The organism is Streptomyces sp. NPDC006326, assembly GCF_040612915.1.
Classification (GTDB): domain Bacteria; phylum Actinomycetota; class Actinomycetes; order Streptomycetales; family Streptomycetaceae; genus Streptomyces.
In genome coordinates, this window is record NZ_JBEXRC010000029.1 from 39124 (window position 1) to 63436 (window position 24313).

At 72.9% G+C, this 24313-nt stretch carries 25 protein-coding genes and 1 tRNA gene; 10 read left to right on the forward strand and 16 right to left on the reverse strand.

The window, feature by feature from the left end:
• Positions 1 to 58: 58 nt before the first annotated feature.
• Complete coding sequence (locus ABZ128_RS22245; RefSeq protein ID WP_356850513.1) at positions 59 to 694, reverse strand: helix-turn-helix domain-containing protein; 636 nt, start codon at positions 692 to 694, stop codon at positions 59 to 61.
• 195 nt (positions 695 to 889) lie between these two features.
• Here ABZ128_RS22245 and ABZ128_RS22250 point away from each other — a divergent pair, with 195 nt between their 5' ends.
• Both ABZ128_RS22250 and ABZ128_RS22255 read left to right on the forward strand, forming a co-directional pair.
• The gene (locus ABZ128_RS22250; RefSeq protein WP_356850514.1) at positions 890 to 1825 is read left to right on the forward strand and encodes an NADP-dependent oxidoreductase; all 936 of its coding nucleotides are present in this window, start codon (positions 890 to 892) and stop codon (positions 1823 to 1825) included.
• A gap of 125 nt (positions 1826 to 1950) precedes the next feature.
• Positions 1951 to 2217 carry a protealysin inhibitor emfourin gene (locus ABZ128_RS22255; RefSeq protein ID WP_356850515.1) on the forward strand — a complete coding sequence of 89 codons (267 nt, stop codon included), beginning with the start codon at positions 1951 to 1953 and terminating at the stop codon, positions 2215 to 2217.
• Positions 2218 to 2355: 138 nt separating this feature from the next.
• Here ABZ128_RS22255 and ABZ128_RS22260 read toward each other — a convergent pair whose 3' ends face one another.
• The 3 genes from ABZ128_RS22260 to ABZ128_RS22270 all read right to left on the reverse strand — a co-directional run bounded on the left by ABZ128_RS22260 (position 2356) and on the right by ABZ128_RS22270 (position 5433).
• Positions 2356 to 2922 (reverse strand): NADPH-dependent FMN reductase, encoded by a 567-nt coding sequence (locus ABZ128_RS22260; protein ID WP_356850516.1) that lies wholly within the window; start codon positions 2920 to 2922, stop codon positions 2356 to 2358.
• Between the two features lie 69 nt (positions 2923 to 2991).
• Positions 2992 to 4452: a chloride channel protein gene (locus ABZ128_RS22265; protein WP_356850517.1), complete on the reverse strand. Its 1461-nt coding sequence runs from the start codon at positions 4450 to 4452 to the stop codon at positions 2992 to 2994.
• Positions 4453 to 4824: 372 nt separating this feature from the next.
• Positions 4825 to 5433 (reverse strand): AraC family transcriptional regulator, encoded by a 609-nt coding sequence (locus tag ABZ128_RS22270; RefSeq protein ID WP_356850518.1) that lies wholly within the window; start codon positions 5431 to 5433, stop codon positions 4825 to 4827.
• A 175-nt stretch (positions 5434 to 5608) separates the two neighbouring features.
• Between ABZ128_RS22270 and ABZ128_RS22275 the strand changes: the two genes are divergently transcribed.
• Positions 5609 to 5683, forward strand: a tRNA-Trp gene (locus ABZ128_RS22275).
• Between the two features lie 92 nt (positions 5684 to 5775).
• Here ABZ128_RS22275 and ABZ128_RS22280 read toward each other — a convergent pair.
• Positions 5776 to 7146, reverse strand: coding sequence for a pyridoxal-dependent decarboxylase (locus ABZ128_RS22280; RefSeq protein ID WP_356850519.1), 1371 nt, complete (start codon positions 7144 to 7146; stop codon positions 5776 to 5778).
• 197 nt (positions 7147 to 7343) lie between these two features.
• Here ABZ128_RS22280 and ABZ128_RS22285 point away from each other — a divergent pair, with 197 nt between their 5' ends.
• Positions 7344 to 7814 (forward strand): flavodoxin family protein, encoded by a 471-nt coding sequence (locus tag ABZ128_RS22285; RefSeq protein ID WP_356850520.1) that lies wholly within the window; start codon positions 7344 to 7346, stop codon positions 7812 to 7814.
• Between the two features lie 76 nt (positions 7815 to 7890).
• Here the strand turns inward: ABZ128_RS22285 and ABZ128_RS22290 are convergent, their stop codons facing one another.
• Both ABZ128_RS22290 and ABZ128_RS22295 read right to left on the reverse strand, forming a co-directional pair.
• Complete coding sequence (locus ABZ128_RS22290) at positions 7891 to 8103, reverse strand: hypothetical protein (RefSeq protein WP_356850521.1); 213 nt, start codon at positions 8101 to 8103, stop codon at positions 7891 to 7893.
• A gap of 516 nt (positions 8104 to 8619) precedes the next feature.
• Positions 8620 to 9120, reverse strand: coding sequence for a hypothetical protein (locus ABZ128_RS22295; protein ID WP_356850522.1), 501 nt, complete (start codon positions 9118 to 9120; stop codon positions 8620 to 8622).
• A gap of 440 nt (positions 9121 to 9560) precedes the next feature.
• On the opposite strand from ABZ128_RS22295, the gene ABZ128_RS22300 reads away from it, so the two are divergent.
• Together ABZ128_RS22300 and ABZ128_RS22305 are read left to right on the forward strand one after the other, a co-directional pair.
• Positions 9561 to 10061, forward strand: coding sequence for a lamin tail domain-containing protein (locus ABZ128_RS22300; RefSeq protein ID WP_356850523.1), 501 nt, complete (start codon positions 9561 to 9563; stop codon positions 10059 to 10061).
• 405 nt (positions 10062 to 10466) lie between these two features.
• A complete protein-coding gene (locus ABZ128_RS22305; RefSeq protein ID WP_356850524.1) occupies positions 10467 to 10886 on the forward strand; it encodes a subtilase-type protease inhibitor in 420 nt (139 codons plus the stop codon).
• A 96-nt stretch (positions 10887 to 10982) separates the two neighbouring features.
• Here ABZ128_RS22305 and ABZ128_RS22310 read toward each other — a convergent pair whose 3' ends face one another.
• Complete coding sequence (locus ABZ128_RS22310; RefSeq protein WP_356850525.1) at positions 10983 to 11822, reverse strand: helix-turn-helix transcriptional regulator; 840 nt, start codon at positions 11820 to 11822, stop codon at positions 10983 to 10985.
• A 147-nt stretch (positions 11823 to 11969) separates the two neighbouring features.
• Here ABZ128_RS22310 and ABZ128_RS22315 point away from each other — a divergent pair, with 147 nt between their 5' ends.
• Positions 11970 to 12704 carry an SDR family oxidoreductase gene (locus ABZ128_RS22315; protein WP_356850526.1) on the forward strand — a complete coding sequence of 245 codons (735 nt, stop codon included), beginning with the start codon at positions 11970 to 11972 and terminating at the stop codon, positions 12702 to 12704.
• A 23-nt stretch (positions 12705 to 12727) separates the two neighbouring features.
• Entirely contained in the window at positions 12728 to 13210 is a 483-nt protein-coding gene (locus ABZ128_RS22320; protein ID WP_356850527.1) for a nuclear transport factor 2 family protein, read from the forward strand.
• Positions 13211 to 13726: 516 nt separating this feature from the next.
• Here the strand turns inward: ABZ128_RS22320 and ABZ128_RS22325 are convergent.
• Complete coding sequence (locus ABZ128_RS22325) at positions 13727 to 14458, reverse strand: hypothetical protein (protein ID WP_356850528.1); 732 nt, start codon at positions 14456 to 14458, stop codon at positions 13727 to 13729.
• Between the two features lie 112 nt (positions 14459 to 14570).
• On the opposite strand from ABZ128_RS22325, the gene ABZ128_RS22330 reads away from it, so the two are divergent.
• The gene (locus tag ABZ128_RS22330) at positions 14571 to 15236 is read left to right on the forward strand and encodes an MSMEG_1061 family FMN-dependent PPOX-type flavoprotein (RefSeq protein WP_356850529.1); all 666 of its coding nucleotides are present in this window, start codon (positions 14571 to 14573) and stop codon (positions 15234 to 15236) included.
• A 58-nt stretch (positions 15237 to 15294) separates the two neighbouring features.
• On the opposite strand, the gene ABZ128_RS22335 is transcribed toward ABZ128_RS22330, so the two are convergent.
• The 3 genes from ABZ128_RS22335 to ABZ128_RS22345 all read right to left on the reverse strand — a co-directional run bounded on the left by ABZ128_RS22335 (position 15295) and on the right by ABZ128_RS22345 (position 17658).
• Positions 15295 to 16116, reverse strand: a complete 822-nt coding sequence (locus ABZ128_RS22335; protein WP_356850530.1) for a hypothetical protein — start codon at positions 16114 to 16116, stop codon at positions 15295 to 15297.
• Positions 16117 to 16222: 106 nt separating this feature from the next.
• Positions 16223 to 16648, reverse strand: a complete 426-nt coding sequence (locus tag ABZ128_RS22340; RefSeq protein WP_356850531.1) for a VOC family protein — start codon at positions 16646 to 16648, stop codon at positions 16223 to 16225.
• A gap of 56 nt (positions 16649 to 16704) precedes the next feature.
• Positions 16705 to 17658 carry an aldo/keto reductase gene (locus ABZ128_RS22345; RefSeq protein WP_356850532.1) on the reverse strand — a complete coding sequence of 318 codons (954 nt, stop codon included), beginning with the start codon at positions 17656 to 17658 and terminating at the stop codon, positions 16705 to 16707.
• Between the two features lie 307 nt (positions 17659 to 17965).
• Between ABZ128_RS22345 and ABZ128_RS22350 the strand changes: the two genes are divergently transcribed.
• Positions 17966 to 19474, forward strand: coding sequence for an alpha/beta hydrolase (locus ABZ128_RS22350; RefSeq protein ID WP_356850533.1), 1509 nt, complete (start codon positions 17966 to 17968; stop codon positions 19472 to 19474).
• Positions 19475 to 19521: 47 nt separating this feature from the next.
• Here ABZ128_RS22350 and ABZ128_RS22355 read toward each other — a convergent pair whose 3' ends face one another.
• The 4 genes from ABZ128_RS22355 to ABZ128_RS22370 all read right to left on the reverse strand — a co-directional run bounded on the left by ABZ128_RS22355 (position 19522) and on the right by ABZ128_RS22370 (position 24167).
• A complete protein-coding gene (locus tag ABZ128_RS22355) occupies positions 19522 to 20880 on the reverse strand; it encodes an NAD(P)/FAD-dependent oxidoreductase (RefSeq protein ID WP_356850534.1) in 1359 nt (452 codons plus the stop codon).
• A 102-nt stretch (positions 20881 to 20982) separates the two neighbouring features.
• Positions 20983 to 22569: an NAD(P)/FAD-dependent oxidoreductase gene (locus ABZ128_RS22360; protein WP_356850535.1), complete on the reverse strand. Its 1587-nt coding sequence runs from the start codon at positions 22567 to 22569 to the stop codon at positions 20983 to 20985.
• A complete protein-coding gene (locus ABZ128_RS22365) occupies positions 22566 to 23117 on the reverse strand; it encodes an SRPBCC family protein (RefSeq protein WP_356850536.1) in 552 nt (183 codons plus the stop codon). The genes ABZ128_RS22360 and ABZ128_RS22365 overlap by 4 nt, the downstream gene beginning before the upstream one ends.
• Positions 23118 to 23174: 57 nt before the next feature.
• Entirely contained in the window at positions 23175 to 24167 is a 993-nt protein-coding gene (locus tag ABZ128_RS22370; RefSeq protein WP_356850537.1) for an SDR family NAD(P)-dependent oxidoreductase, read from the reverse strand.
• Positions 24168 to 24313: the final 146 nt, after the last annotated feature.

The window sequence follows — 24313 nt, forward strand, 5'->3', positions numbered from 1 at the left end:
GTCGCCATCCGCGCTCGTTGACCGGGTGAAGACCCTTCCGTAGCGAGCGCGTCCGTGATCAGGCGGTGGTGGCCAGGGCTGCCGGGGCCGGGTGCGGCGGGGCGGGGGCCGGGGAGGCCGTCAGGAGGGCGAACGCGGAGTCCAGGCAGGCAGCGGCGTGGGCGGGGTCGGGGTTGACCTTGCGCATGATCTGCAGGCCTTGGAGCAGGTTCTGCAGGATCTGAGCGCCCTGGGCGGGCGTGATGGCCGCGGAGAGTTCGCCGGACCGTGCGGCGCGCTCCAGCTGCGCGGTCAGGACCTCTTCCGCGATGTGCAGGCTGCGGCGCGCCAGCTGGGCGACTTCCTGGTCGTGCGGCAGCAGCTCGGCGATGCTGTTGACGCTGAAGCAGCCTGCATTGCCGCATGCCGCGTCGGCGGCGAGCAGGGTGTCGAGGACGTCGCGCAGCTGTGTGAGCGCCGGCCGGTCCTCGCTGAACGCGGTGGTGAGCAGGTGGGCCTGGTGGTCCAGGTAGCGGCCGAGCGCGCGGATGAAGAGCTGGTGCTTGTCCCCGAACGCCGCGTAGATCGAGCCCCGGCCCAGCCCCAGCTCTTCCACCAGGTCGCTCATGGCCGTGGCCTCGTACCCCTTGCGCCAGAACAGGAGCATGGCGCGGTCCAGGACCGCCTCTTCGTCGAACGTGCGTGGTCTCGCCATGGGTCCCACGGTATCGAAGGTCGGTCGGGGAGGTGAGGCCCGGAACCATTTATTTGACCGTTCATTCCAGAACCGGGTACGTTGTGGAACGAGCGGTCCGGAACCCCAAGGGCCGGGCGTCACAGGCGCCGCGCCGCTACCCGCCCGGCACCGCGGACGGGGCCGGCCCACCAGCACGTGATCAAGGAGTCAGCCATGAAGGCAGCAGTCATCCGCCAGTACGGCCAGGTCGGCGACGTGGTGGAGGTCACCGACGTCCCCGTGCCCGCCGTCCGCCCCCAGGACGTACTGATCGAGGTCCGCGCGGCCGGGGTGAATCCGGTGGACCACTTGATCGTCAAGGGCTTCATGGCCTCCGGGGAGCTTTCCCAGCCGCTGGTCATCGGCAGCGAGGTCGCCGGCGTGGTGACCGCGATCGGCGACGAGGTGACCGGTTTCTCGGTGGGGGACGAGGTCTTCGCCCGGGTCGATCCCCGCGTGGGCGGCGCCTTCGCCGAGTACGCGGCCGTGCACGCGTCGCTGGTCGCCGCCAAGCCGAAGGCGCTGACGTTCGAGGAGGCGGCCGCGCTTCCGCTGGTCGCCCTCACGGCCTGGCAGGCCCTGACCGAGCAGGCGAAGGTGGGAGAGGGAACGCGGGTGCTGATCCACGGCGGTGCCGGCGGGGTGGGTTCGGCCGCCGTCCAGATCGCCAAGCACCTCGGCGCCGAGGTCGTGGCCACCGCGAGTGCCGGCAGCGTGGACCTGGTCCGCGAGCTGGGCGCCGACCGGGTGATCGACTACCGGGCCGAGCGGTTCGACGAGGTCCTCTCCGACCTCGACGTCGTCCTCGACACCATCGGCGGGGACACCCAGGAGCGCTCCTTCCGGGTGCTCAAGCCCGGCGGGACGCTGGTGTCGATCGTCCCCGTCCCGGACGCCGAGGCGAAGCAGGCCCAGTGGAACGTGGAGGCGCGCAGCTTCTACATGCGCCCGCACGGCGAACAGCTGGCCCGGCTCGCCGGCCTGGTGGAGTCCCGAGAGCTCCAGCCGATCGTCGAGACGGTCTTCCCGCTCTCCGAGACCACCGACGCCCTGCTCAAGGTGGAGCGCGGCGGCGCGCGCGGCAAGACCGTCATCGCTGTCCGCCCCTGACCGACGGCTCCTGGCGCCCGGCCACTTTCGGACATCTTCCGCCGATACCGCGCCCGGACGCTCGCGTACGGCTTTCGAGGGCAGGCGAAGGGTGACCACACCCACCCCCTCAAGGAGGTCTCACGATGCTGATCACCGTCACGCGTACCGGCGGGTTCGCGGGCAGGGAACGAACCGGTTCCCTCGACACGGAATGCCGGCCTGACGGCATCGAGCTGGAACGGCTGGCCGAGCGCACGCTGAGCGCCGAGGACGCTGCGGGTCGGGAACCCCTACCGGACGGCTTCCACTACCTCGTCCGCGTCGACGGCAAGACGGTGGAGTTACGGGATCCCTACCTGACCGAGGAGCAGCGGCAGCTGGTGGGTGCCGTACTGGGCGAAGGCGCCTGAGCGGCCGGCCGGCTGCGGATGCCGTACCGGGCGTCCGGACTGCGGCGAAGAAGGCCAGGGGCCGGCGCCCCCGCATCGCGGGGCGCCGGCCCCTGCTTAGGCGCTACGGGCGGGCGGCTGTGAACCACCGGACGGGGTCTACGCCTGCCCGGTGTCCGAGACCGGTCCGCGGGAGGAGGCCGCCAGCAGTTCCAGCACCTTGCCGAGCTGCTCGCGCACGCCTTCGTCGGTGATGGTGCCGTCTGCGCCGACCATCTGACGGTCCACCGGAATCCTCAGGCACGCCGCCTCCACGATGGCGGCGCCGGTGTAGCCGAGTACCGTCCGCAGCGTGGCTTCAGCGCCGCCGCCGCGGCCCGCGCTCGCCGCGTTGATCCAGCCCACGGGCTTGTCGCAGATCTCGGTGCCACCGACCGTCCAGTCCAGCAGGTTCTTGAACGAGCCCGGAAGCGTGCCCGCGTACTCCGGGGTGCAGATCAGCACCGCCGTCGCCGCGCTGATGGCCGCGCGCAGCCGGGCCACCGGGGGCGGCAGCGGGTCCGTGTCCTCGTCGGGGTTGAAGTGCGGAAGGGCCGCCAGGCCGTCGTAGAGGACGGTGCGCCACCGCGGGGAGGCCACTGCGTGGGCGGTGCGCAGGACCGACTCGTTGGAGGAGCCGGCCCGCAGGCTTCCGGACAGCAACAGGATGACAGGCAGCGAGGTCATCGGCTCAACTTACCCGCCCCGCCGGAGGATCCGGCGGCCGCACCGCAACCGGGCTCCGGGGCAGGGGCGTTACGGAGCCGGCGGGTCCGGCGGGGTCCCCGGGGCCCCCGAAGGCTGTGTGCGCGTGACCCGTGGAACGGGCGGGACCGGCGGCCCGGTCGGCAGGAGTGCGGTCGTCACGAAGGCGACCACCGCGGACAGGATCACCACCGGGATCATCACCGTGCTGCCGAGCACCAGAACCACGAGCACCACGCTGCTCACCGGCAACCGCATCGCACTCGTCGCGGTGGCCGCCATTCCGGCCGCCAGGCCGGGGATGACACCCAGGCCGGGCAGCGGCGCGAACAGAATGCCCGCCGCGGCACCGAGTAAGATCGCCGGGAAGATCGGACCACCGCGCAGGCTGCCGAGGCACAGGCCGTAGCCGAGGCCCTTGCAGAGGAGTACGGCGATGAGCGCGCCGACGCCCCAGGCGTGCGGGTCCGCGGTCAGCGTGGCCAGTGTGGCCTGGCCGGAGGAGGCCACGTCGACGGGCGTGCGCCCGGTGAACAGGGCGTAGCAGGCGGCGCAGACCCCGGCGCCGAACGCGCAGAGGGTGGTGGCGCGCAGGGGCCGTCGGGCCACCTGCACTGCGGCCAGTCGGCCGACGTACTGGATCAGGTGGACGACTGCGCCGAGGACCACGCCGATCACGACGGCCCAGACCACGTCGCCCGCGTCCAGGCGGGAGGCGGTCATGTGGAGCTTCAGCGAGAGGTTTCCCGTGCCCAGGCCGGTCCAGCGGCCGAAGCCGGTGAACACGAGCGAGCCCACTCCGCTCGACAGGAGCGCGGGCAGCATGACGGCGAACAGCTGGGGGCCGCCGACACCCGCGATCTCCATGAGCAGCACCGAGGCGATCAGTGGGTTGCCGAAGATGGCGGCGATCGCCGCGGCAGCCCCCGCCGCGCCCAGCAGAGCGGTGCTCCGCGACGACATGGGGGCCCGGGCGAGACGGCGAAAGGCGATGGCGAGCCCGCCGCCCATGGCGATGAGCGGCGCCTCCGGTCCGAGGACGGCGCCCAGCGGAAGACTGAAGACCGCGGCGAGGACCACTCCGGGGAGCGCGGCCGGTCCCGTGCCGCCCGCGTGCATGCCGGAGGCGGGGACATGGCCGCCTGCGCCCGGCAGGCGGGTGACGATCTGTGCGACGCACACTCCGGAGAGGAGGAGCAGCGGAAGCGGCCACCACCACGGCGGGCCGTCGCGGCCGAGGGCGTGCGGGAGGTCCGCCCAGACCAGGTGCTCCAGTTGGCGGAGGCCGACGAGGAACCAGAACGCGGCCAGTGAGACGGGTACGCCGACGAGGGCGCAGAACAGCAGCGTCTTCAGGTACCCCGGGCTCCTCAGAACACCGCGCAGCAGCACCGCCTCGTCGGGCGGTGCCACGGCCGTCGAAGCGGGCTGCGGCGCGGTGTCGGGGGGCGTGACCGGCTGCTGGGGGGAACGCGCGTGCCGGTCGTTCGGCTGCGGGCTCGGTCGGATCATCGGTCCGTCTCTTGTCCGGAGCGCCGGGTACGGAGGGTCCCGGCGGGAGTGGACGCCACCTACGCCCATTCCAACACCGGGCGCGACGCTTCGCACATCCGGGCGGGCGGCACGCCGTCCGGGCGCCGGCCAGGAGGCAGTCCAGGGCCCACGTGTCGGCCGAGTGGGCGACGACCAGGATCCATGTGCCCGTTCACCCGCCGGTAGCTCTGGCCGCCGGGGAAGGGTTCGTCGATGTGGCGGGAGCGCAGGTCGGAGACGAAGACGGCCCTGAGGTGGTCGTCGCGGCGGCGGGCGCCTTCGATGCCGCCGCGTCCCTCGTCCCGTAGGTGGTCAAGGCCCGCTCCGGCCGGTTTCGACGGCGGCCCGCCGTCAGCGCAGGGCGGCTTCGCCCGAGCGGACGGCGTTCATCACCCGCTCGACGGTCTCCTGCTGTTCTCCGACCGGGGCCGCGTAGCCGATGGCGCCGCGCGCGGCGCTCTCGCCGAGCGTCCGGGTCATCACCCATGCGGCGAGGTACTGCGAGGCGAGGCAGCCGCCGGCCGATGCGATGTTGCCCTCGGCGTGGAACGGTGCGTCCAGAACGGTGACGCCGCAGTCCTCGACGAACGGACGGCTCGTCATGTCCGCGCAGACCGGCATGCCGGCCAGCAGCCCCAGCCGCGCGAGCACCAGGGCGCCGGAGCACTGCGAACCGATCAGCTGACGGGCGGGGTCGAGCGGCAGCATGGCGAGCAGCCGGTCATCGGCGATGACGTCACGCGTCTTCACCCCGCTGCCGATGAGGACGACGTCGGCGTCAGGGATGAACTCCATAGGGCGCTGTCCCCTGACCTCCACGCCGTTCATCGAGGTGACCACCGGTGTGGGTGTGGTGATGAAGGCCTCCAGGCCGTCCTTCCGGCAGCGGTTGATCAGCGCGGAGGCGATGAAGCTGTCGAGCTCGTTGAACCCGTCGAAGGTGACCACGGCTACCTGCATCGGAACTCCTCGGTTGCGGCGTCGGGCGTCCAGTCTTCCACCCACCGCGTGGGCGGCCCTGGGCCAATCCGCCTCAAGTGGCCTGCTCTCCTGCGGCGGTGCCCGCCCGCCGTCGGCGGCCGGGCGGCCCCGCCCGCCGTGTTCCGGGCCGGCACCCCTACGATGCAGGGCGGGCGGAGCCGTAGCGCAGAGGTCGACGCGCGCGGTCTCCAAAACCGCGAGGACGCCGGTTCGAATCCGGTCGGCTCCGCCTGCCGGGACCCAGCGCCGCCCGCGTGCGCGAAGCGGCCCTTCGCGCCGTCCGGCAGCGGCCGTCGGGTCAGCCGGCCCGGGGGGTACGTCTCAGGCGTCGGTGGATGCGCGGCGGATCGCGCCCAGGGCGCGGCGTACGTCGTCGTCGGTGGTCGACCAGTTGCTCACCGAGACGCGCATGACGCGCCGGCCGTGCCAGGTGGAGCCGCTGATCCACACCGTGCCTTCGGCGAGCAGCCGGGTGAGCACCCGGTCCGTCTGCGCGTCGTCGTCGCCGAAGGCGGCGCAGACCTGGGTGAAGACGACGTCGTTGAGGACGGTCGCGCCGTCGATCGCGGCGATGCCGGCGGCGAACGCGCGGGCGTGCCCGCACAGCCGGTCGACGAGGTCTGCCACGCCCGACCGGCCCAGGGACCTGAGTGCGGCCCACACCGGGAAGGCCCGGCCGCGCCGGGAGAGTTCGGGGACTTTGTCGACCGGGTCGCCCTGCTCGTGCTGGATGAGGTAGTCGCCGCGCTGGCCCATGGCCGCCCGGAGAGCTCCCGGATCGCGCACGATCGCGAGGCCGCAGTCGTAGGGGACGTTCAGGGTCTTGTGGGCGTCCGTCGCCCAGGAGTCGGCTCCCGCGCAGCCCGCGGCCAGGTGTGCGTACGTCGGGGAGGCTGCCGCCCACAGGCCGAAGGCCCCGTCGACGTGCACCCACGCGTCCGCCTCCCGGGCGGCGCGGATCGCCTCCGGGAACGGGTCGAAGGCGCCGGAGTGGATGTCTCCGGCCTGGAGGACGACGAGCGTGGGACGGTGCCCGCCGGCCGCGAGGACCTGACGCAGGGCCACGGGGTCGATGCGGCCCTGGTCGTCGGCCCGGACGAGTTCCGGTCCGCCGAGCCCGAGGTAGCGCAGGGCCAGGTCGACGGCCATGTGGCGGTCCGCGCCGGCGATGACGCGCACGGCCGGCCCGCCGGCGAGGCCGTCGCGGACGACGTTCCAGCCGGTGCGCCGCAGCACGGCGTCGCGCGCGGCGGCGAGGCAGGTGAAGTTCGCCATCGTGGCGCCCGTGGTGAAGCCGACGGCGCTGCCGTCCGGCAGGCCGAGCAGATCGAGCAGCCAGGCTCCCGCGACGGTTTCGGCCGCCGCGTACGCGGGCGAGGCGGCGCGCATCACGCAGTTCTGGTCCCAGGCGCTGACCAGCCAGTCCGCGGCCAGCGCGGCGGGTTCGGTGCCGCCCACCACGAACCCGTAGAAGCGACCTCCGGGAAACGCGGTGAGCCCCGGCTCACAGGCCTCGGCCAGCAGGTCGACGACGTCGGCGGGCACGCCGGGACCCTCGGGCAGCGCGTCACCGAGCGCGCGCACGATCTCGTCGACCGAGGCGCGCGCGGGAACCGGGCGGTCGGACAGGCTCGCCAGCCAGCGGACGGCATGGTCGTGCGCCCGTCGCAGCGCCGCCTCGCGCGCGTCCATACCTCGGACTATGGGACAGTCGCCGGGGCCTCGCAACCGCCACGCCCGAGGAGCGGCCCCCGCGACCACGCGGGCCCGGTCCCACGCCGGGCGCGCCGCCTTCCCCGTGCACAGTGGCCGCCGTCACAGCGCGCCGGTGTCACATCCGGCGCCGCTGCGCGGTCCTCGCTGCGGAAGCCGGAGAAGGGATCCTCGGGATGAAGACCGTCATCGTGTGCACGTCCGTATCGCACGGCAATACGCTTCGTATCGCCGACGCCATGGCCCGGGTGCTGGGCGCGGAGGTGGTGTCCCCCGAAGGGGCCGACCTTGCGGAACTGGCCCGCGCCGACCTCGTCGGGTTCGGCTCGGGCGTCTTCTACGGCAGGCTCCACCCGCGGCTGACCGACTTCGTCAAGGCGCTTCCCGCCGGGCGGGGCCGGGCGTTCGTATTCGCCACCAGCGGACTCCCCGAGCTGCCGCCGGCGCCCTTCACCCGCCCCCTGGTCCGGCTCCTCGAAGGCAGGGGCCACGAGGTGGAGGGGAGCTTCTCCTGTCGGGCGTATGACACCTGGACGCCCTTCAAACTCGTCGGCGGTATCAACAAGCAGCGGCCGAACGCCGATGACCTCGCCTCCGCGCGGGCGTTCGCCGAACGGCTGCGGAACGGGACGGGGCCGGTGTCCTGAACGCGGGCGAAACCGCGAGACGGCGTGGCCCGGAGGAGTCCCGGGCCACGCCGTGCACAGCTGCTGCGTCGGGTGATCAGCGCCAGTCGAAGCGGCCGTGCTCGCAGGCACCGTGGAAGAGCGGGTTGCCGTGGATGACGGCGGCGGAGATGTCACAGCCGCCGTAGTGGGCCGAGCCGCCCTTGCTGTAGTGGTCGTCGTCGTGACCGTAGGCCGTGGCGGTGGCTGCTCCGCCGACGACTATGGAGGCGGCGAGGGTGACGGCGGTGACTGCGGCGCGGATGCGCATGGTTTCTCCCTGAGAGGTGAGGGGTTGTCTGGCGTCTCAGGAATCGCCTCTGCACCGACCCGGGAAACACGCCCTGCATCGGTTGGATGAGCAAGAGACTCGGGCGGCCCGCGATCCCGCTTGCGTGTCACCGGATCCCCGTGCACGGCCCGCGCCTCTGCGAACTGCCTGGTCGGCGCCCTGTACGCCGTTGCGGACATGTGCTGTGCATGCTTGCGCACGCCGGCCGCGGACGTGCGGGCAGCCCGCATGGTCCAGCGCAGGCAGGGGATTTCACCTGGACAAGGAGGCCTCCCGGCACCGGTGGCGCCGAGCCGGAGGGTGCCGGCCTTGGGGGGCTGCCAGGTCTGTCCGACGCGCCTTCCCCGGTCACGCCTTCGGCATACGAGTCCGGCATGACACCGGTACGACAACCGTACGGCCAGTGGTTCTCCAGCGGGGGGGAGACACGCCGGTCCACGGGCGACTTGGGGGCGGGATGGCCGTCGGAGGACGGACGGCCTCAAGAGACGTCCCTCATGATCGGGTCCATTCGCGGAGCAGGGCCTCTCGCCCGGGCGGTTTCGGCGTCGTACCGCCGTGGTGCCGGCTCCAGCCGGTGAGGGTCCGGGGGTCGGCCGTGCCCTCCAGGAAGCGGGCCAGGAGGACCTGGGAAAGCGCGATCTCCTCGGCGGTGTAGCCGCGCGCCGCCGCCGACACCGGCAGCTCCTGCGTGCCGTCCGCCGTCTCCAGGCCCAAGAGCATCTCCGGCGGCCCTTCTCCGAAGCCGGATGCCATCGTGACCACTGCCTCCACCACCGCAGCCAGGTAGCGGCCTGCGCCTCCCGAACGGCCCCGGACGGGTGCACCCTTGACGACGGCGGAGCGCAGGCTCGACCACGTCCACGCCCGGTCGCCGTCGGGGCCCGACGCCGCCACCCCTTCGGGGGTGAGTCGGACGCAGTGGCCGTCCGCGTTCGGCGGGGAACCCACGTACACCGATTCGTCGGTGATCCAGAACAGCCCGATCATCGCCATGGCCGGCTCCTGACGCTTCCTGCCCCTCCCATTGTCGCCCCGGTCGTCCTTGTCGACCTGGTGCGCGTCGGCCCGCCCCGCCCTCTTGCGCGCCGTGCCCGGCACGGCGGCCGCGGCTGTTACAGAGCCCCGCACCCGTTCGGCGCAAGAACGGCGGGCGGTGAAGAAGCCGGGCACCCGTCGGGCGGGCCGCTGCGGCCCATGGGACTGCTGGGACGACCCTCGGCACCGCCGGCCCCGAGGTCAACACGGCATTGACCTTTGCCCCTTACAAGGGAGAGTTACGGATATGTCCTGCTTGGGCAACACGGGCAGATTGCGTTGCTTTCGCTCCGTGCCCGGGGACAGAGTGTGGCTCCTCGGCAGGACGCCGGGAACCGTTCGGAGCCCGCCCGGCCTGGAAGACGCCGGGCCGGCTGACCGTTGAAGGGGCCATCCACATGTCCGCTACTTCCGCCACCCACCGCACCCTGGCCGCGCTCCTGGTCGCCGGCGCCCTCGTCGGCGCGGCGGCGCTGCCGGCCGCCGCCGACGACCACCGGGGCGACCACCGGCGCGACCACCGCAGCTCGCACTCCTCCCTCGCCATCGGCGACGTCCAGAACGACGGCCGCGGCCAGGGCAGCCGCCGCCAGGGCAGCCGCGCCCTGAACACCGAATGGATCGAGGTGCGGAACACCGGCCGGCACAGCGTCGACCTCGACGGCTACACCCTCACCGACCAGCAGGGCAACCGCTACCGCTTCCGCGACTTCCGCCTGGAGGGCCGCTCCAGCGTCAAGGTCCACACCGGCCAGGGCCGCGACAGCCGCCACGACCTCTACCAGAACCGCCGCCACCAGATCTGGGACGAGCGCGACACGGCCACGCTCCGCGACAACCGCGGCAACGTCGTCGACACCGAATCGTGGGGCCGCCGCGGACACCACCAGAGCCGCTGATCCGGACCGGCAGCCCCACCGTCCCGGACGGTGAACTGCCGACGACATGAACGACGTGCGTGCCACGGCACATCAGCCGCGGCACGCCACACCGAGCGCAGGAACCGGTGGTATCCGGTCACCCTGGACGGACGTTCGACGAAGCGCGCACAGCCGGCAGCAGGTCAGCGGCTCCCGTGCGGCCGCCTCCCCCGGCGCCCTCCACCCCCTGCACGTGATCACACAGAGCAGGCCCCACACCTGAGCTGCACGAACAGTCACAGGTCAGCGCCAATCGCGCGAGATGTCTGTAAATCGGTCGTTAATGTGCAGGTGCCCTTCACCCCCGACAGACTCGGTGACGTCCAGTCGACACAACACAGCCAATCGCTGTGTCGTTCCTTCGAATTGAAAGGGAGTTTCGTCGTGCGTCACCGCATCGCTGCCGTCTCCGCCGCCGCCCTGCTGACCCTGGCCGGCGCCACCGGCATCGCGGAGGCACAGCCCGCCGGCCTGTACGCCCCTTCGGCCGTGGTGCTCACCGTCGGCCAGGGCGAGGACGCGGCCACCGCCGTGCGGGCGGTCACCGTCAGCTGCGCGCCGACCGCCCAGGGAACGCACCCTGACCCCAAGGCGGCCTGTGCGGCCCTCGCCGCCACCTCCGGCACCCTCGACGCGCTCCTGGCAGCCCCGGACTCGCACCGCGCCTGCCCGATGCACTACGCCCCCGTCACCGTGACCGCGGACGGCGTGTGGCAGGGCAGCCGCATCTCCTGGAAGCACACGTTCGCCAACGCGTGCACCATGTCCGCGACCCTCAACGGGAATGCCGTCTTCGCGTTCTGACCTCGCGCGCACTGCACTGCCCTCCCCGCGCGTCCGCCCCCGCCCCTCCCCGGGCGGGGGCGGACGCATGCCGACCGCCCGGCCGCAGCACGCCGGTCAAGGGCGGGTCGCGCGGGGTCGGGCCGGGGCGTGCAGGGAGCCGAGCAGGGTGAGGGCCTGGGCGCCGGGACTGCCGGGGTCGGCCTGGTAGACGAGGAGTTGCTGACCCGGAGCGTCACGCACGTCGAAGGCGAGGTACGTGAGGGTCAGCGCGCCCACCTCGGGATGGAGGAAGTGTTTGGTCTCCCGCGTCTTCTCCCGTACGGCATGGCTGTTCCAGAGTCGGTCGAACTCCGCGGAGGCGGAGCGGAGTTCGGTCACGAGTGCGCGCAGCCGCGGGTTGCCCGGGTCGAGTCCGGCCGCTTGGCGCAGGTGTCCCGCCGTGGCCTCGGCCGTGGAGTCCCACCGGGTGTAGAACTGCCGGCCCGCCGGGTCGAGGAAGACCATGCGGGCCAGGTTGTCCATCTGCTCGAAGGGCGAATGCAGGGCCTCGGCCAGGGCGTTGGCGGCGAGGACGTCCAGGGTCCGGTTGATGACGAACGCCGCGGCCTGCTGGTGGCCGTCGAGCAGCAGGCCCAGATCCGATGTGACCCGGTCCGTGGTGCGGGTGAAGGGGATGCCCGGTGCGGTCCCGGCCAGCCGGTGCAGGTGCGCCAGGGCGTCGGCGTCCAGACGCAGCGCGCGGCCGAGGGCCTCGGTCACCTGGGGCGAGGGGTGCCGTTCGCGCCCCTGTTCCAGCCGGGTGTAGTAGTCCGCGTTCACGCCGGCCAGAACGGCGACCTCCTCACGGCGCAGCCCGGGGACCCGGCGTACGCCATGGCTCGGCATGCCCACGTCCAGGGGGCGCAGGCCCGCCCTGCGCGCGCGGAGGAACTCTCCCAGCGGGTTGTCGGTCATGTCCCCCAGGCTAAGCCGGGGGGAGGGCGGCTGCCTGGGTGCCGTGCACCCAGGCAGGACTCGTCCTGGCGGGCCGTCACCGGTCTGCCCAGACTCGGTGGGGCGGGCCGCACCGGCAGCGCACTGCACCGAGAGGAAACACAAGGCATGAAGGACACCCCCAAGGTCGTGGCCGTCACCGGAGCCAGCAGCGGTATCGGCGAGGCGACCGCCCGACGGCTCGCCGCCGAGGGGCACCGCGTGTTCCTGGGCGCGCGGCGCACCGACCGCCTCGCCGCACTGACCCGGGAGATCACCGCCGCGGGCGGCGCCGCCGCGTACCGGCGGCTGGACGTCACGGACGCCGCCGACGTACGGGACTTCGTATCCGCTGCGCGCGACCGCTACGGCCGGGTCGACGCGGTCGTCAACAACGCCGGCGTGATGCCGCTCTCCCCGCTGGACGCGCTGAAGACCGCGGAGTGGGACCGGATGATCGACGTGAACGTACGGGGAGTCCTGCACGGCATCGCCGCCGCCCTGCCCCTGATGCGCGCCCAGGGCGGCGGGCACTTCGTGAACATCGCCTCCGTCGGCGCGTACGAGGTCTCTCCCACCGCCGCCGTGTACTGCGCCACCAAGTACGCCGTCCGCGCCCTGTCCGAAGGCCTGCGGCAGGAATCCGCCGGGGACATCCGGGTCACCGTCGTCTCGCCGGGCGTGACCGAGTCCGAACTCGCCGACGGCATTGCGGATCCGGCCGCCAGGGAGGCCATGAAGAGCTACCGCGCCGTGGCCCTGCCGGCCTCCGCCGTCGCGGACGCCATCGCCTACGCGCTGTCGCAGCCCCCGGAGGTCGACGTCAACGAGATCGTCGTCCGCCCCGCCGCGAGTGCCCAGTGATCCGTATCCCGGAAGGAACTGCCGTGCCGGACCGTGCCGTCGATCCCGAGGACCTGGTGCGCAGGCTGCGCATCCTTGAGGACAAGGAGGCCCTGCGCGCGCTCATGGTCCGCGGGTGGCGGGCGCTGGACCGCAAAGACTGGCGGTCCTGGAGCGCCTGTTGGGCGGAGGAGGCGGTGCTGGAATTCGGACCGTGGGACAAGACCCGCGGCAGGGAGGCGATCCGGGCCAAGGTGGAAGAGGCGGAGGCGCCCTTCACGAGCATGCAGCACCACATCCTCAACATGCACGTCGACGTCGACGAGGACGGTGACCGGGCGACGGGCATCGGCTACATGTGGTTCGTCGCCGTGACCGCACCCGGCCGGACGTCCACGCCCTATGCCATGGGCGGTCCGTACGACTGGGAGTTCCGGCGGGGCCCGGACGGCGGGTGGCTGCTGGCCCGCCAGCGCCTCGGCATCTGGTGGACCACGGGCGAGGACACTGCGAACGCCTTCGGGTAGGGCCACCCGGCCGGCCGGCCACCGACCCCGACGGCCGCAGCTCGCCGTCAGCGACAACGTGACCACGCCGGCAACCGCCACGCCGATCCTCGTGCCGCGCCTGGCATGGGCCCGGGCAGGGGCACGTGACGGAGCCCGGGAGCATATCCAGCTCCCGGGCTCCTGTGTGCCACCCATTTGCGCACACCGGCGGCGTTTAAGAGTCGCGGATCATTCTTAGACCGACGTGTTCTGCCTTTGAACTACCGCGCCACGAGAGAGGCGCAGAGGGGACTTGAACCCCCATCCGTCGATGATCGTCCGCGCTCGGTCGATCCGGTGTTCGGCGGCGAATACTGAGACTGGAGCGAGAATCTGAGTTTTACGGGGCCGCCTCTGCCGGCTTGGGCCACCCCGGCTCGTCGGGCCGGGGGAGGGATTCGAACCCCCACGTGACACCCCTTGGTCAGCTTCAACATCAGTTTCAGCTTGCGCTCTTCACGCAACCCCCTGCTCGCACAGGGGGCGATCACGAGGCTACCGGAACAGGTAGCCGAACACCGCGTCCCCGACCCGCTGGTCGGTGACCTCTGCGCCATTGGCCTCTTCGCGGGCGAACTTGACCGCCTGCTGGAGCTTCTCGACGCGGTCGAGGAGCTCGTTCACGCGACGGGCCGGCAACGCACCGGAGAACTTCACCGTCGTCCAGTAACCGACCGGGACGTCCTCGTAGTACACCTCGACCTGCGCCGGGTGCTTCTCCGTGGCCTCGGCCTTCACGTGGTTGCGCGGCACCTTCTTCGTGCGGATCGTACGGACCGGGTCGGTCTTCCACGCGTCCGTCGAGGGGTCGAGGTTCCACGCCTCCGAAGCGTCGAGCACCGGCAGCTTGCGCACGAAGGTGTGCAGGTCGGTGAGCTGCTTTTCGAGGAAGAGCAGGTAGGGCACCGGCACCTGGGACAGCAGAACCGTTCCGTCCACGACGACGTCGGCGGCCGCCGTACGGTTGGCCCAGTCCTTGGTGGCCGTCACGTCGAACAGCCGCGTCAGCGTCTGCGCCGTCGTGCGCAGCACGTCCTCCGCCTTGACCTGGACCCTGGTCGACTCGGGCGGCAGCTGCTCGCCCTCCTCGTCCTTGGGCTGGTACGTACGCGAGATACCGGCGAGCAGCGCAGGCTTCTGGACGTCGTGGTGGGCTTGGGTCAACTCCTGGAGAGACTTGGACTTGACGCCCTTCTCCACTGCGATGATCTGATTCAGCTTCGGCACGGGAGGAACCTAGCAGCAGCCCTGCACCCGGCACATCCGTATTTCGCCCCGGTCGTCGCTGCCGCCCGGCGGTCGGTGCCGCAAGATCGGCAATGGGCTACCTTTCCGGTGCGTGAAGACAACGCCGCGGCCCGCCGGCCGCATATTCGACGCCCTGAAACCGACCGCCGTGCAGGACGCTGCCCAGCTGCGCGACCTCTACGAGCAGCCCAGCGAACTGGTCCGGCGCAAGGCGGTGGACCGGATCCACGACGTGGCCCGCGCCTTCATCGGCCGTTCCTCCCTCGTGTTCATCGCCAGCGCAGACGCCGACGGCCGCTGTGACGTGACACCCCGTGGCGGCCCGGCCGGTTTCGTCGCCGTGCTGGACGAGTTCACGCTGGCCGTTCCCGACGCCACCGGCAACAAGCGGCTCGACAGCGCCCACAACATCGTGGAGACGGGCCGGGCGGGCCTGATCTTCCTGGTGCCCGGGCGGGGGTCCACTCTGCGGGTGAACGGCAGAGCGTGCATCTCCACCGACGCCCGCCTCCTGGAGCAGCTGACCCCCGTCGGCAAACCGCCGCGCAGCGCGATCGTGATCGAGGTGGAAGAGGCGTACCAGCACTGCCCCAAGGCCTTCCTGCGCAGCAATGCCTGGAATCCCGAGCAGTGGCTCGCGGAGGACGCGGTGCCGAGCTCCGCCGAGATCACCCTCTCGCACCTGGGGATCCCCGAGCTGACCCTCGATCAGATCCGTGCCTACGAGCGCGAGTCGCTCCTCCACCGCTACGAGTGACGGAGGCGGACGCGCCGTCCCCGGCGGCCTGCAACCGCCGGGTGACGCTGTCCGGGTGTCAGCCGGCGGGCCGGGGGGCCACGGGTGGACGGTTGCAGGTGCCGGTCGTGTCCGGACAGGTGTAGTCGGGATCCGCGATGTGGAGGACCAACTGGTCCAGGCTGTGGGCGGCCCTCAGGTACAGCACTCCCCCGACACCGTTGCCGACCCTGCTGACCGTCTTGGTCGCCATACCCGCGTAGCGCACCACCTTTCCCGCCAGGACCGCCCGCTCGGCCGCTTTGCGCGCGTCGCCCGTCAGTCGGGGAAGTTCCTCCTGCAGGGCCTGCGCCGTGCTCTTGGCGTGGCCCAATGCCTTGCCGTCGATCTTGCCCATGATCGCCTTGCGTACGGACGGAACCAGCCCGTCGGTGTCCGCCGCCTTGACCAGCCTCTCGGTCACGATGGCCGCGTGCTTTTGCACCTCGGGGCACTGGCTGGGCAGGACGCCGGCGGCCTGCGCGGAGCTCGCCGGGCAGGAGGGGGCGGGAACCTCCTTCGTGTCCGCCGCTCCGAACGCCCGCAGCGTCCTGGAGAAGCACCGCGGGACGGTCTTCACGCCGGCCTGCGGTCCGGGGCAGGTGCCCACCCTGTCGTACGCGTCGAGCAGGGCTGCGGCCGCCCGGGGGTCCATGGGCGCGATACCGGGGGTGGTGGGGCACAGCGCCCGCTCCACGCCGTTCATGGCGCGGTTGAGCCGGTCCAGACCGATCATGGACACGGGCCACATGGGCGGGATCAGATTCGTGATGTTGGTCTTCAGGCCGACTTCCAGCGCGTAGGCCGCGTCGTAGTACGACCTGACCAGAGCAGGACAGGAGGTCACACATTCCAGGGACACGTGGCGGAGGCTAGTACCGGCTCAACCGCCCGTCCAGGGAAGTGAGTTGTGTGGGGCGCGGGTGGCGAAACGGCAGTCGTGGTCCGGCGCGCCCGGCAGGCCGGTGTCAGAGGACCGGCTGGCCGACCCCGAGCAGGTTCCCCTCGCTGTCACGGAACCAGGCGGCGCGTTCACCGCGTGCGCCCTTGCTCGGATAGTTCCCTTCGATCTCCGCGATCCCGTCCACCGTCCGGAACCCGGGTACGTCGACCTCCTCGAACACCACGCCGCGCTGCCTCAGCTGCGCCACGACCGCCTCGATGTCGTCGACCACCCACCCCATCTGGGTGAAGGTGCCGGGAGAGGCTCCCGTAGAAGCGAACAGGGCGAACTCCACGCCCCCGCACCGGTACAACAGTCCGCCGGGCCGCTCGTCGACGGGCTCCAGGCCGAGCCGCTCGGAGTAGAAGCGCCGCGCCCGGTCCAGGTCCTGGGCGGGCAGCCTGGTCGCCACGCGCCCCCGGCCCAGCAGGCTGCTCTCGTCGGCGTTCATTCCTCCACTGTGCCACGCGCAGTGGCCGGATCACGCGAGGCGGACGGCCAGGGGTGTCAGGGCAGCGGGGCGCCCCGGGCCGTGAGCCACAGGTCGTACCACTCCTCGTGGCTCAGCTCCGGCTCGCGCGCGGCCGCGTCGGCGCAGGCGCGGATGCGGGCCGGACGGGTGCTGCCGACGACGGGGGCGATCCGGGACGGATGGCGCTGGAGCCACCACAGCAGGACGGTTTCCGGTGTGGTGCCCTTGGCCTCGGCCAGCGTGCCGACGAGCTGCGCCGTCCGCTCCTGCTCCGGCGTCTCCGGCCGGCCGGTGTAACGTCCCTGCGCCAGCGCGCCCCAGGCCTGGAGCTGCAGGCCGTTCTCGCGGCAGTACTCGATGGTCCCCGGCGGGAACCCGTTCGCGGCGCCGGCGGCGGTGTTGACCAGGACCGCCGCTTCGAGCCAGTCCCTCCGGGCCAGGCTCATCTCCAGTTGGTTGGCGACCAGGGGAACGTCGAGGAAGCCCTGGAGTTCCCGGACCTGCGCCGCGCCCATGTTGGAGACGCCGAAGCTGCGCACCAGCCCCTGCCGGTGCAGGGACATCAGCGCCGCGGCCACGTCCGCCGGGTCGGCGAGCGGGTCGGGCCGGTGCAGCAGCAGCAGCACGTCGATGACGTCGGTGCGCAGGCGGGTCAGGCTTTCCTCGACCCTGCGGAGGATGCTCTGCCCGCGCAGGTCGTAGATCCCCGGCCGGACGCCGTCGCCCAGGCGGATACCGCACTTGGTCTGGATGACGATCCTCTGCCGCAGGTCCCCCGCGCGGGCCAGTACCTCTCCGAAGACGGCCTCCGCCTTCCCGTGGCGGTAGATGTCCGCGTGGTCGAACACGGTGATGCCGCTGTCGAGCGCGGCCTCGACCACGGCCTCGGCCTGGGCGACGTCCGCCACGCCGTACGGGGCGTCGTCCCAGGCACCGCCCAGTCCCATGCATCCGTACAGCAGTCTGTGTGCGTCGAGGCCCGTCGTCATCCCGTCAGCCTAACGACGGCCGCCCGGGTGGGAACGACGGGGCCCTTGCACCGGCGCCGGGTCGCGGTTCGCTGCGGTCGGGTTCCGCCGGCAGCCGGCGCGGCAGCCGGCGTGCGGCGGGGAGGTCCGCTTCGCGGAGCTCGGCGAAGAGCGTGCTGCTGCGCGACGGCTCGCTCCGTGAGCCGGGCGAGGGCCTCCCGGCCGCTGGGCGCCCTGCCTGCCGGTGCGGGGGCCCGGGGGCTACCCCCCGTACGGATGTCACGGCTGCCGGATGGGGGCCGGACGCCCGTTCAACCACCATGTCCGCATGACCACTTGGCGCCGCAAGGCCACTGTCCTCGTCCTCTCCGCCGCAGCCGTCGCAACCGGACTGACCGGCATCTCCGGCCCGACCGCATCCGCCGCCGAGCCCGTCGGCGTACCGGCGCTCGACTGGAAGGACTGCGTCCACGCAGGCGCCCTCCCCGGGCAGCAGTGCGCGCAGCTGCCCGTACCGCTCGACTACGACGACCCCCAGGGCCGCCAGATCACCCTGGCCGTCTCCCGCCTGCGCAGCGACCGCCCGCAGGCGCGGCGCGGGGCGCTGCTGCTGGTTCCCGGGGGCCCGGGCAGTTCCGGCGTCCAGCGGCTGACCTCGAAGGGGAGGGCGCTGGCCAAGGAGATGGCGGGCGCATACGACCTGGTCGCCTTCGACCCCCGCGGGGTGGGCGGGAGCACGACGGCGACCTGCGCACTCTCCGAGGAGGACCGGCACCTGGAGACGCTGCGCTCCTGGCCGGCCCCGGACGGCGGCATCGCTCAGAACGTGGCACGGTCCCGCCGGACGGCCGAGGCCTGTGCCGAGCACGGGGGCCCGGTGCTGCGCAGCTTCACGTCCGCCAACGAGGCGCGCGACATCGAACGCCTCCGCCGGGCCCTGGGCGAGCGGAAGCTGTCCGCCTGGGGCACCTCGTACGGAGCGTACGTGGCCGCCGTGTACGCGCAGAAGTTCCCGCAGCACACCGACCGCTGGGTGATGGACAGCAGCGGCGACCCGGACCCGTCCCGCCTCGCACGGGGCTGGCTCGCGAACATGTCCCGGGGCGCGGACGACCGGTTCCCCGACTTCGCGGCCTGGGCGGCCGACCCGGCCCGGAGCGCCGAAGGGCTGCGCGTCGCCGAGCGCCCCGAGGACGTGCGCCCGTTGCTGCTGGAGCTGGCGGCGAAGCTGGACCGCGAGCCCCGGGAGTCGAACGTCCCGGGCGTGCCGCTGAACGGCAACCGGCTGCGCCAGGCACTGCAGAACGGCCTCTACGGTGACGCCCTGTTCCCCGTCGTCGCGCGGCTCGCCCTGGCGGCCCAGGACCCCGCTGCCGTGCCCGTCCTGCCGCCCGAGCTCGCCCGCCCCCTCCCCGACACGGACGCCGCGGTGGCGGTCGGGGTGATCTGCAATGACGTGCGCTGGCCCGAAGGGGTCGGGGCGTACGGGGCTGCCGCGGCCGCGGACCGGGCGGCGCACCCGCTCACGGCCGGCATGCCCGCGAACATCACCCCGTGCGCCTTCTGGAAGGACGCACCGGCGGAGCGGCCCACCCGGATCACCGCCCAGGGCCCGTCCAACATCCTGATGATCCAGAACCTGCGGGACCCCGCCACCCCGTACTCCGGCGCGCTGAAGATGCGCGAGGCGCTCGGCGGACGGGCCCGGCTGGTCACCGTCGACCACGGTGGCCACGGCGTGTACCTGGGCAACGGCAACGCCTGCGGCGACCGGACGGTGACGGCCTTCCTCACCACCGGCCGGCGCCCGCAGCACGACACGTCCTGCGCGGGCTGAACGGGCACGCCGCCCGTCCCGGGGAGCCCTTCGGTCCCGGGACCCCTTCAGGTGCGGGAGCGGGCCGTCCGGGCGCGGATCTCCTCCGGTGACAGGTAGGCGTCGGTGTACTCGAAGTCCCGGAGCGTGCCGGGCTTGTGCGACTGGAAACCCGTCCTGACGAAGTCGTCTCCCGTTGCGGCGTTCAGGAGCCAGTTCGTCAGGACGCGGGTCTTCGCGGCGCCGGTGCGCAGCGCGGCCCAGTGGTAACCGCGGGCCACGGCCTGGGCGGGCAGCCCCTGCAGCTCGATGCCCAGGGGCCGGGAGACGCCGTCCCGGCCGCCGAGGTCCACCACCAGTCCCAGGTCCTTGTGCTCGTAGGGGCGCAGCGGCCCGCCCCGCACCGCCGCGATGACGTTGTCGGCGGCCACCCGGCCCTGCCGCTGGGCGTGCTGGGCCGTGGGCGGGCACACGGCGTCCTCCTCGCCCTTGGCGAGGTCGGGGACCGCGGCTGCGTCGCCCAGCGCGAAGACCCCGTCCACCCCCGGTACGCGCAGGTCGGGGGTGACCGCCAGGCGGCCCTTGACCGTCTCGGCGTCCAGCGTGCCGATCAGCGGGCTGGCGGCGACCCCGGCGGTCCAGATCAGCGTCCGGCACGGCAGCACCCGGCCGTCGGTGAGCGTGACCTCCTCGGGGCCGGCCTTGGCGACCGAGACCCCGAGCGAGACCTCGATCCCGCGCCGGCGCAGGACGTCCAGGGCCACCCGCCCCAGCCGGTCGCCGAGTTCGGGCATGAGCCCCGGCGCGACGTCCACCAGGTGCCAGGTGATCCGGCCGGGGTCCAGCCGGGGGTAGCGTGCGGCGGCGTGCAGGGTGAGCCGCTGGAGGGCGGCGGCCGTCTCGGTTCCGGCGTAGCCGCCGCCGACCACGACGAAGCCGAGGCGGGACGCCCGCTCCGCCTCGTCACGGCTCGCGTCCGCCAGGTCGAGCTGGGCGATCACGTGGTCGCGCAGGTAAGCCGCCTCGGCGAGGGTCTTCATGCCGCGGCCGTGCTCGGCCAGGCCGGGGATGTCGAAGGTGCGGGTGACGCTGCCGGGAGCCAGGACCAGGTGGTCGTAGGGCTGGTCCACGATCTCGCCGGTGATCTCGCGGATCACGCAGACCTTCGCCTTGGTGTCGACGCCGATCGCGCCGCCGGGAATGATCCGGGTGCGGTGCCTGCGGCTGCGCCGCAGCGAGACGGCGACGGACTGGGGGGTGAGCACACCGGAGGCCACTTGGGGCAGGAGCGGCAGGTAGAGCTGGTACGAGTACGGGGTCACCAGGGTGATCTCCGCCTCGGCAGGTGACAGGGTGCGTTCGAGGCGGCGTACGCATGCGACTCCGGCGAAGCCTGCGCCGACAACAAGAATCCTCGGTGGTGTCACGGTCCACGTCCCTTCTCGGGCCTGCCAGGTCGTGACGCGCCTGCCCCGTCCGACGGCTCTTGCACGGCCGCCGGGCCTCGATTTCGCGCATCGGACACCGCGTCAGTGCAGCCGGTGGAGGGAACGGAGCACGGTCCGGGCCGCGTTGGCTCCGGGCGCGCCGTGTACGCCGCCTCCCGGGTGGGCCGTGGCCGAGGCGAGGTAGAGGCCCCGTACGGGCGTGGTGGGACGGCCGGTTCCCGGTACGGGCCGGAAGACCAGCTGCTGGTGCAGGTTGGTGGTGCCCTGGTTGACCGCGCCACCGACGAGCGCGGGGTTGAGACGTTCCAGATCGGGCGGGGCCAGCACCCGGCGGGCCCGGACCGTGGCGCGGAAACCGGGGGCGTAGCGCTCCACCTGGGCTTCCACCCGGGCGGCGATGGCCTCCTTCTCCCGTTCGTCCCACCGGCCGGTGAGGCCGTCCTCCCCCGCGTCGCCGACGATCTCCTGCGGGACGTGGGTGTAGGCCCAGGCGGACTCGGTGCCCGACGGGGAACGGCTCGGGTCCGCCGTGGTCATCTGGCCCAGTACGGCGAAGGGGGTCCGCGGCACCCGGCGCATGGCGATCTGGGCGGCGAAGAGGGTCAGTTCGTCCAGGCCCTCGGCGAGGTGAACCGTTCCGGCGGTGGCCGCCCCTTGCGCTCTCCAGGGGATCGGGCGCGACAGGGCCCAGTCCACCTTGACGGTCGAGAAGTCCCACTGGAAGCGCCGCAGGTCCGAGCGCAGTCGGGCGGGCACGTGCTCCGGCGCCAGGAGGCGTCCGTAGAGCAGCGGGGCCGGCACGTCGGCGAGTACGGCCCGCCGGGCCGGCACCTCCGTACCGTCCTCGGTGCGCGCCGCCACGGCCCGGCCGCCGCGCACCACGACCTCGGCCACCGCCTGCCCGCAGCGCACGCTGCCGCCGCGCGCCGTCAGCCGCCGTACGAGCGCTGCGCTCAGGGCCCGGGCGCCGCCCTCGGGCACGGGGAAGCCGTACGCCTGCCCCAGCATGCACATCAGCCATCCGAAGCCGCCGCCCAGGGCCGATTCGGGTCCCAGGTCGGCGTGGAGGGCGTTGCCCGCGATCAGCAGGCGCGCGCCGTCACCCGCGAACTCCTCCTCCCCGAGGCGACGCGCCGGCAGGAGCATGGTCCGCGCGACGCGCAGCCCCTCGGCGTACCGCAGCCGGGCGGCGAGCCGGAGCCCGGCGCGGACGGGCGGGAAAGGGGTGAACAGGCAGCTCAGCACGTCGTCGCCGATCCGCTGCCAGAGCCCGTACAGCCGCTCCCAGGCGGCGCCGTCCCCCGGCGCGAACCGCTCCAGCGAGGCGGCCGTGTCGTGTACGTCGGACGCCAGGACCGCGCAGCGCCCGTCGGAAAGCGGGTGGGCGACGACCGCGGGGGCCCGGCTCCAGCGCAGGCCTTCCCTCTCCAAGTGCAGCTGCCCGATCACCGGTGAGGCGGCGGCCAGCGGGTAGAAGGCGCTGAACAGGTCGTGGACGTAGGCCGGGTGGAGTCCGCTATCGCTGCGGACCGCGCCGCCCGGCTCGGGCTGGGCCTCCAGGACGACCACCCGCCATCCGGCGTCGGCGAGCAGGTTGGCGGCGACCAGTCCGTTCGGGCCGGCTCCGATGACCACCGCGTCCGGGGCCGTCGTCCGGGCCGTCGTCACGCCGGATGTCCTCGCGCCGAGTGGCCCCGCGCGGGGTGTCCGCGCGCCCGGAGCCCCCGGCGTCCTTCGCGCCCCCGGGTCCCGGTGCTGCGGGGCCCGGTGCTCTCCGGACCGGGGTCCTCCGGTTCGACGACGCGGGCGAAGCGCGCCAGCATCGCGCGGTGGCGCACCTGCGCGACGGCGTCTATGGCCGCGTGGTGGAAGTTGTTCCCCCTGCCCCGCAGCGGATGTTCGTCGAGGATGATCAGGGTGTACTCGCCCCAGGGCCGCACTTCGATCGCGATCCGGGCGCTGACCCGTCTGCCGGCCATGGCTTCGAGTTCGAGCCGGTGCGGGGGTTCGTAGGCGCGCACGATGGTCCGGCCCTCGTACGCCCACGGACCGATTTTGATCCGGTAGCGCAGGGCCGCGCCCTCCTGGGGCCACCGCTCGTCGTCCTCCCAGGAGTCATGGGTGCCGACGACCCAGTCGGCGTACCGACTGCCGTCCTCAAGGACCTCCCACACCCGGTCGGGCCGGCATCGGACCAGCCGGTGCTGCACTGCCATGGCAATCCTCCCGCCTCGGGCCGTTCGGTGCCGGGCGCCTACCCCGGGCGGGCGCCCTCATACGCCTCTCCTGCGCCGCGCCGCCGCCCGCACTCCGAGGGCCGCCAGGCAGCAGCACCCGGCCGCCGTCCCCGTGCCCCGCAGCGCCGCGCGCCAGCCGCTGCCGCGCCCGCCGCGTACGGCCGCGGTGGCCTCGGAAGGCAGGTGGAGGATGCCCTGGCTCCCGCGCGCGCTGCCGTCGCCGCCCAGGTAGCGGTGTTCCACGCGCCATGCGATGGTCCTGCGGGTCAGGCCGGGCGCGACCGCGTGGGCGAGGGCCAGGGAGCGTGCGTACGGGCCCACCAGGGTGCGCGGGCGCGGGCGGCCCATCAGGGCCGTGAGGGAGCGTGCCACCCGCTCGGGGGTGGCCACGGGGGGCAGGGCGCGCAGGTCACGCCCGGTGTGGTTGGCCGCGTGCCGGAAGAAGGGCGTGTCCACGCCGGCCGGAAGCACCGTGCACACGTGGACGCCGTCGGCACCCGTCAGTGCCAGTTCCTGGCGCAGTACGGCGTCGAACATGGCCAGCGCCGCCTTGGACATCGCGTACCCCGCCATGTACGGGGCCTCCACGACCGCACCCAGCATCGAGGAGACGTCGATGACGATGCCGTGGCGCTGCCGGCACATGACGGGCAGGGCGGCGCGCGCCCCGTGCACGGCGCCGATCACATTGACGTCCAGGAGCCTGCGCAGCTCTTCGGACGGGACCTGGTCGAAGCGTCCCAGGATGCCCACCCCGGCCGCGTTGACCCAGACGTCGATGGCGCCGAACCGCGCGACCGCCTCGGCGGCGAGCGCCTCCACGGCCCGGGCGTCGGTGACGTCCGTGGGGACGGGCACGGCGCTCGCTCCGTGGCGGCTGCGGCAGATGCGGGCGAGGTGTTCGAGCTCGCCGACGCTCCGGGCCGCGAGGACGAGCCGGGCCCCGCGGCGCGCGCACGCCAGCGCAGTGGCCCTGCCGATGCCACTGGAGGCGCCGGTGACGACGACGACCCGGCCTTGCAGGTTCACGCGGGGCGTCTGACCAGGATCACGCGATTCATGCCGGTGACGGCACATCGGCCGCGCGGCCCGGTCGGCGGGGCGGGCAGGCGGGCGGGGTTGCGGTCGTTGCTGACGGGCAGTCACGCGCGGCGTTCTCGATCGTTAACCGGGCG

What these genes read in the sequence shown, in the direction of transcription:
- ABZ128_RS22365 (WP_356850536.1), bottom strand. Translation starts at nt 23,117, where the DNA reads ATGGCAGTGCAGCACCGGCTGGTCCGATGCCGGCCCGACCGGGTGTGG.
- ABZ128_RS22295 (WP_356850522.1), bottom strand. Translation starts at nt 9,120, where the DNA reads ATGGCGATGATCGGGCTGTTCTGGATCACCGACGAATCGGTGTACGTG.
- ABZ128_RS22315 (WP_356850526.1), top strand. Translation starts at nt 11,970, where the DNA reads ATGAAGGACACCCCCAAGGTCGTGGCCGTCACCGGAGCCAGCAGCGGT.
- ABZ128_RS22280 (WP_356850519.1), bottom strand. Translation starts at nt 7,146, where the DNA reads ATGGACGCGCGCGAGGCGGCGCTGCGACGGGCGCACGACCATGCCGTC.
- ABZ128_RS22260 (WP_356850516.1), bottom strand. Translation starts at nt 2,922, where the DNA reads ATGACCTCGCTGCCTGTCATCCTGTTGCTGTCCGGAAGCCTGCGGGCC.
- ABZ128_RS22285 (WP_356850520.1), top strand. Translation starts at nt 7,344, where the DNA reads ATGAAGACCGTCATCGTGTGCACGTCCGTATCGCACGGCAATACGCTT.
- ABZ128_RS22340 (WP_356850531.1), bottom strand. Translation starts at nt 16,648, where the DNA reads ATGAACGCCGACGAGAGCAGCCTGCTGGGCCGGGGGCGCGTGGCGACC.
- ABZ128_RS22255 (WP_356850515.1), top strand. Translation starts at nt 1,951, where the DNA reads ATGCTGATCACCGTCACGCGTACCGGCGGGTTCGCGGGCAGGGAACGA.
- ABZ128_RS22290 (WP_356850521.1), bottom strand. Translation starts at nt 8,103, where the DNA reads ATGCGCATCCGCGCCGCAGTCACCGCCGTCACCCTCGCCGCCTCCATA.
- ABZ128_RS22250 (WP_356850514.1), top strand. Translation starts at nt 890, where the DNA reads ATGAAGGCAGCAGTCATCCGCCAGTACGGCCAGGTCGGCGACGTGGTG.
- ABZ128_RS22300 (WP_356850523.1), top strand. Translation starts at nt 9,561, where the DNA reads ATGTCCGCTACTTCCGCCACCCACCGCACCCTGGCCGCGCTCCTGGTC.
- ABZ128_RS22310 (WP_356850525.1), bottom strand. Translation starts at nt 11,822, where the DNA reads ATGACCGACAACCCGCTGGGAGAGTTCCTCCGCGCGCGCAGGGCGGGC.
- ABZ128_RS22350 (WP_356850533.1), top strand. Translation starts at nt 17,966, where the DNA reads ATGACCACTTGGCGCCGCAAGGCCACTGTCCTCGTCCTCTCCGCCGCA.
- ABZ128_RS22245 (WP_356850513.1), bottom strand. Translation starts at nt 694, where the DNA reads ATGGCGAGACCACGCACGTTCGACGAAGAGGCGGTCCTGGACCGCGCC.
- ABZ128_RS22270 (WP_356850518.1), bottom strand. Translation starts at nt 5,433, where the DNA reads ATGCAGGTAGCCGTGGTCACCTTCGACGGGTTCAACGAGCTCGACAGC.
- ABZ128_RS22265 (WP_356850517.1), bottom strand. Translation starts at nt 4,452, where the DNA reads ATGATCCGACCGAGCCCGCAGCCGAACGACCGGCACGCGCGTTCCCCC.
- ABZ128_RS22345 (WP_356850532.1), bottom strand. Translation starts at nt 17,658, where the DNA reads ATGACGACGGGCCTCGACGCACACAGACTGCTGTACGGATGCATGGGA.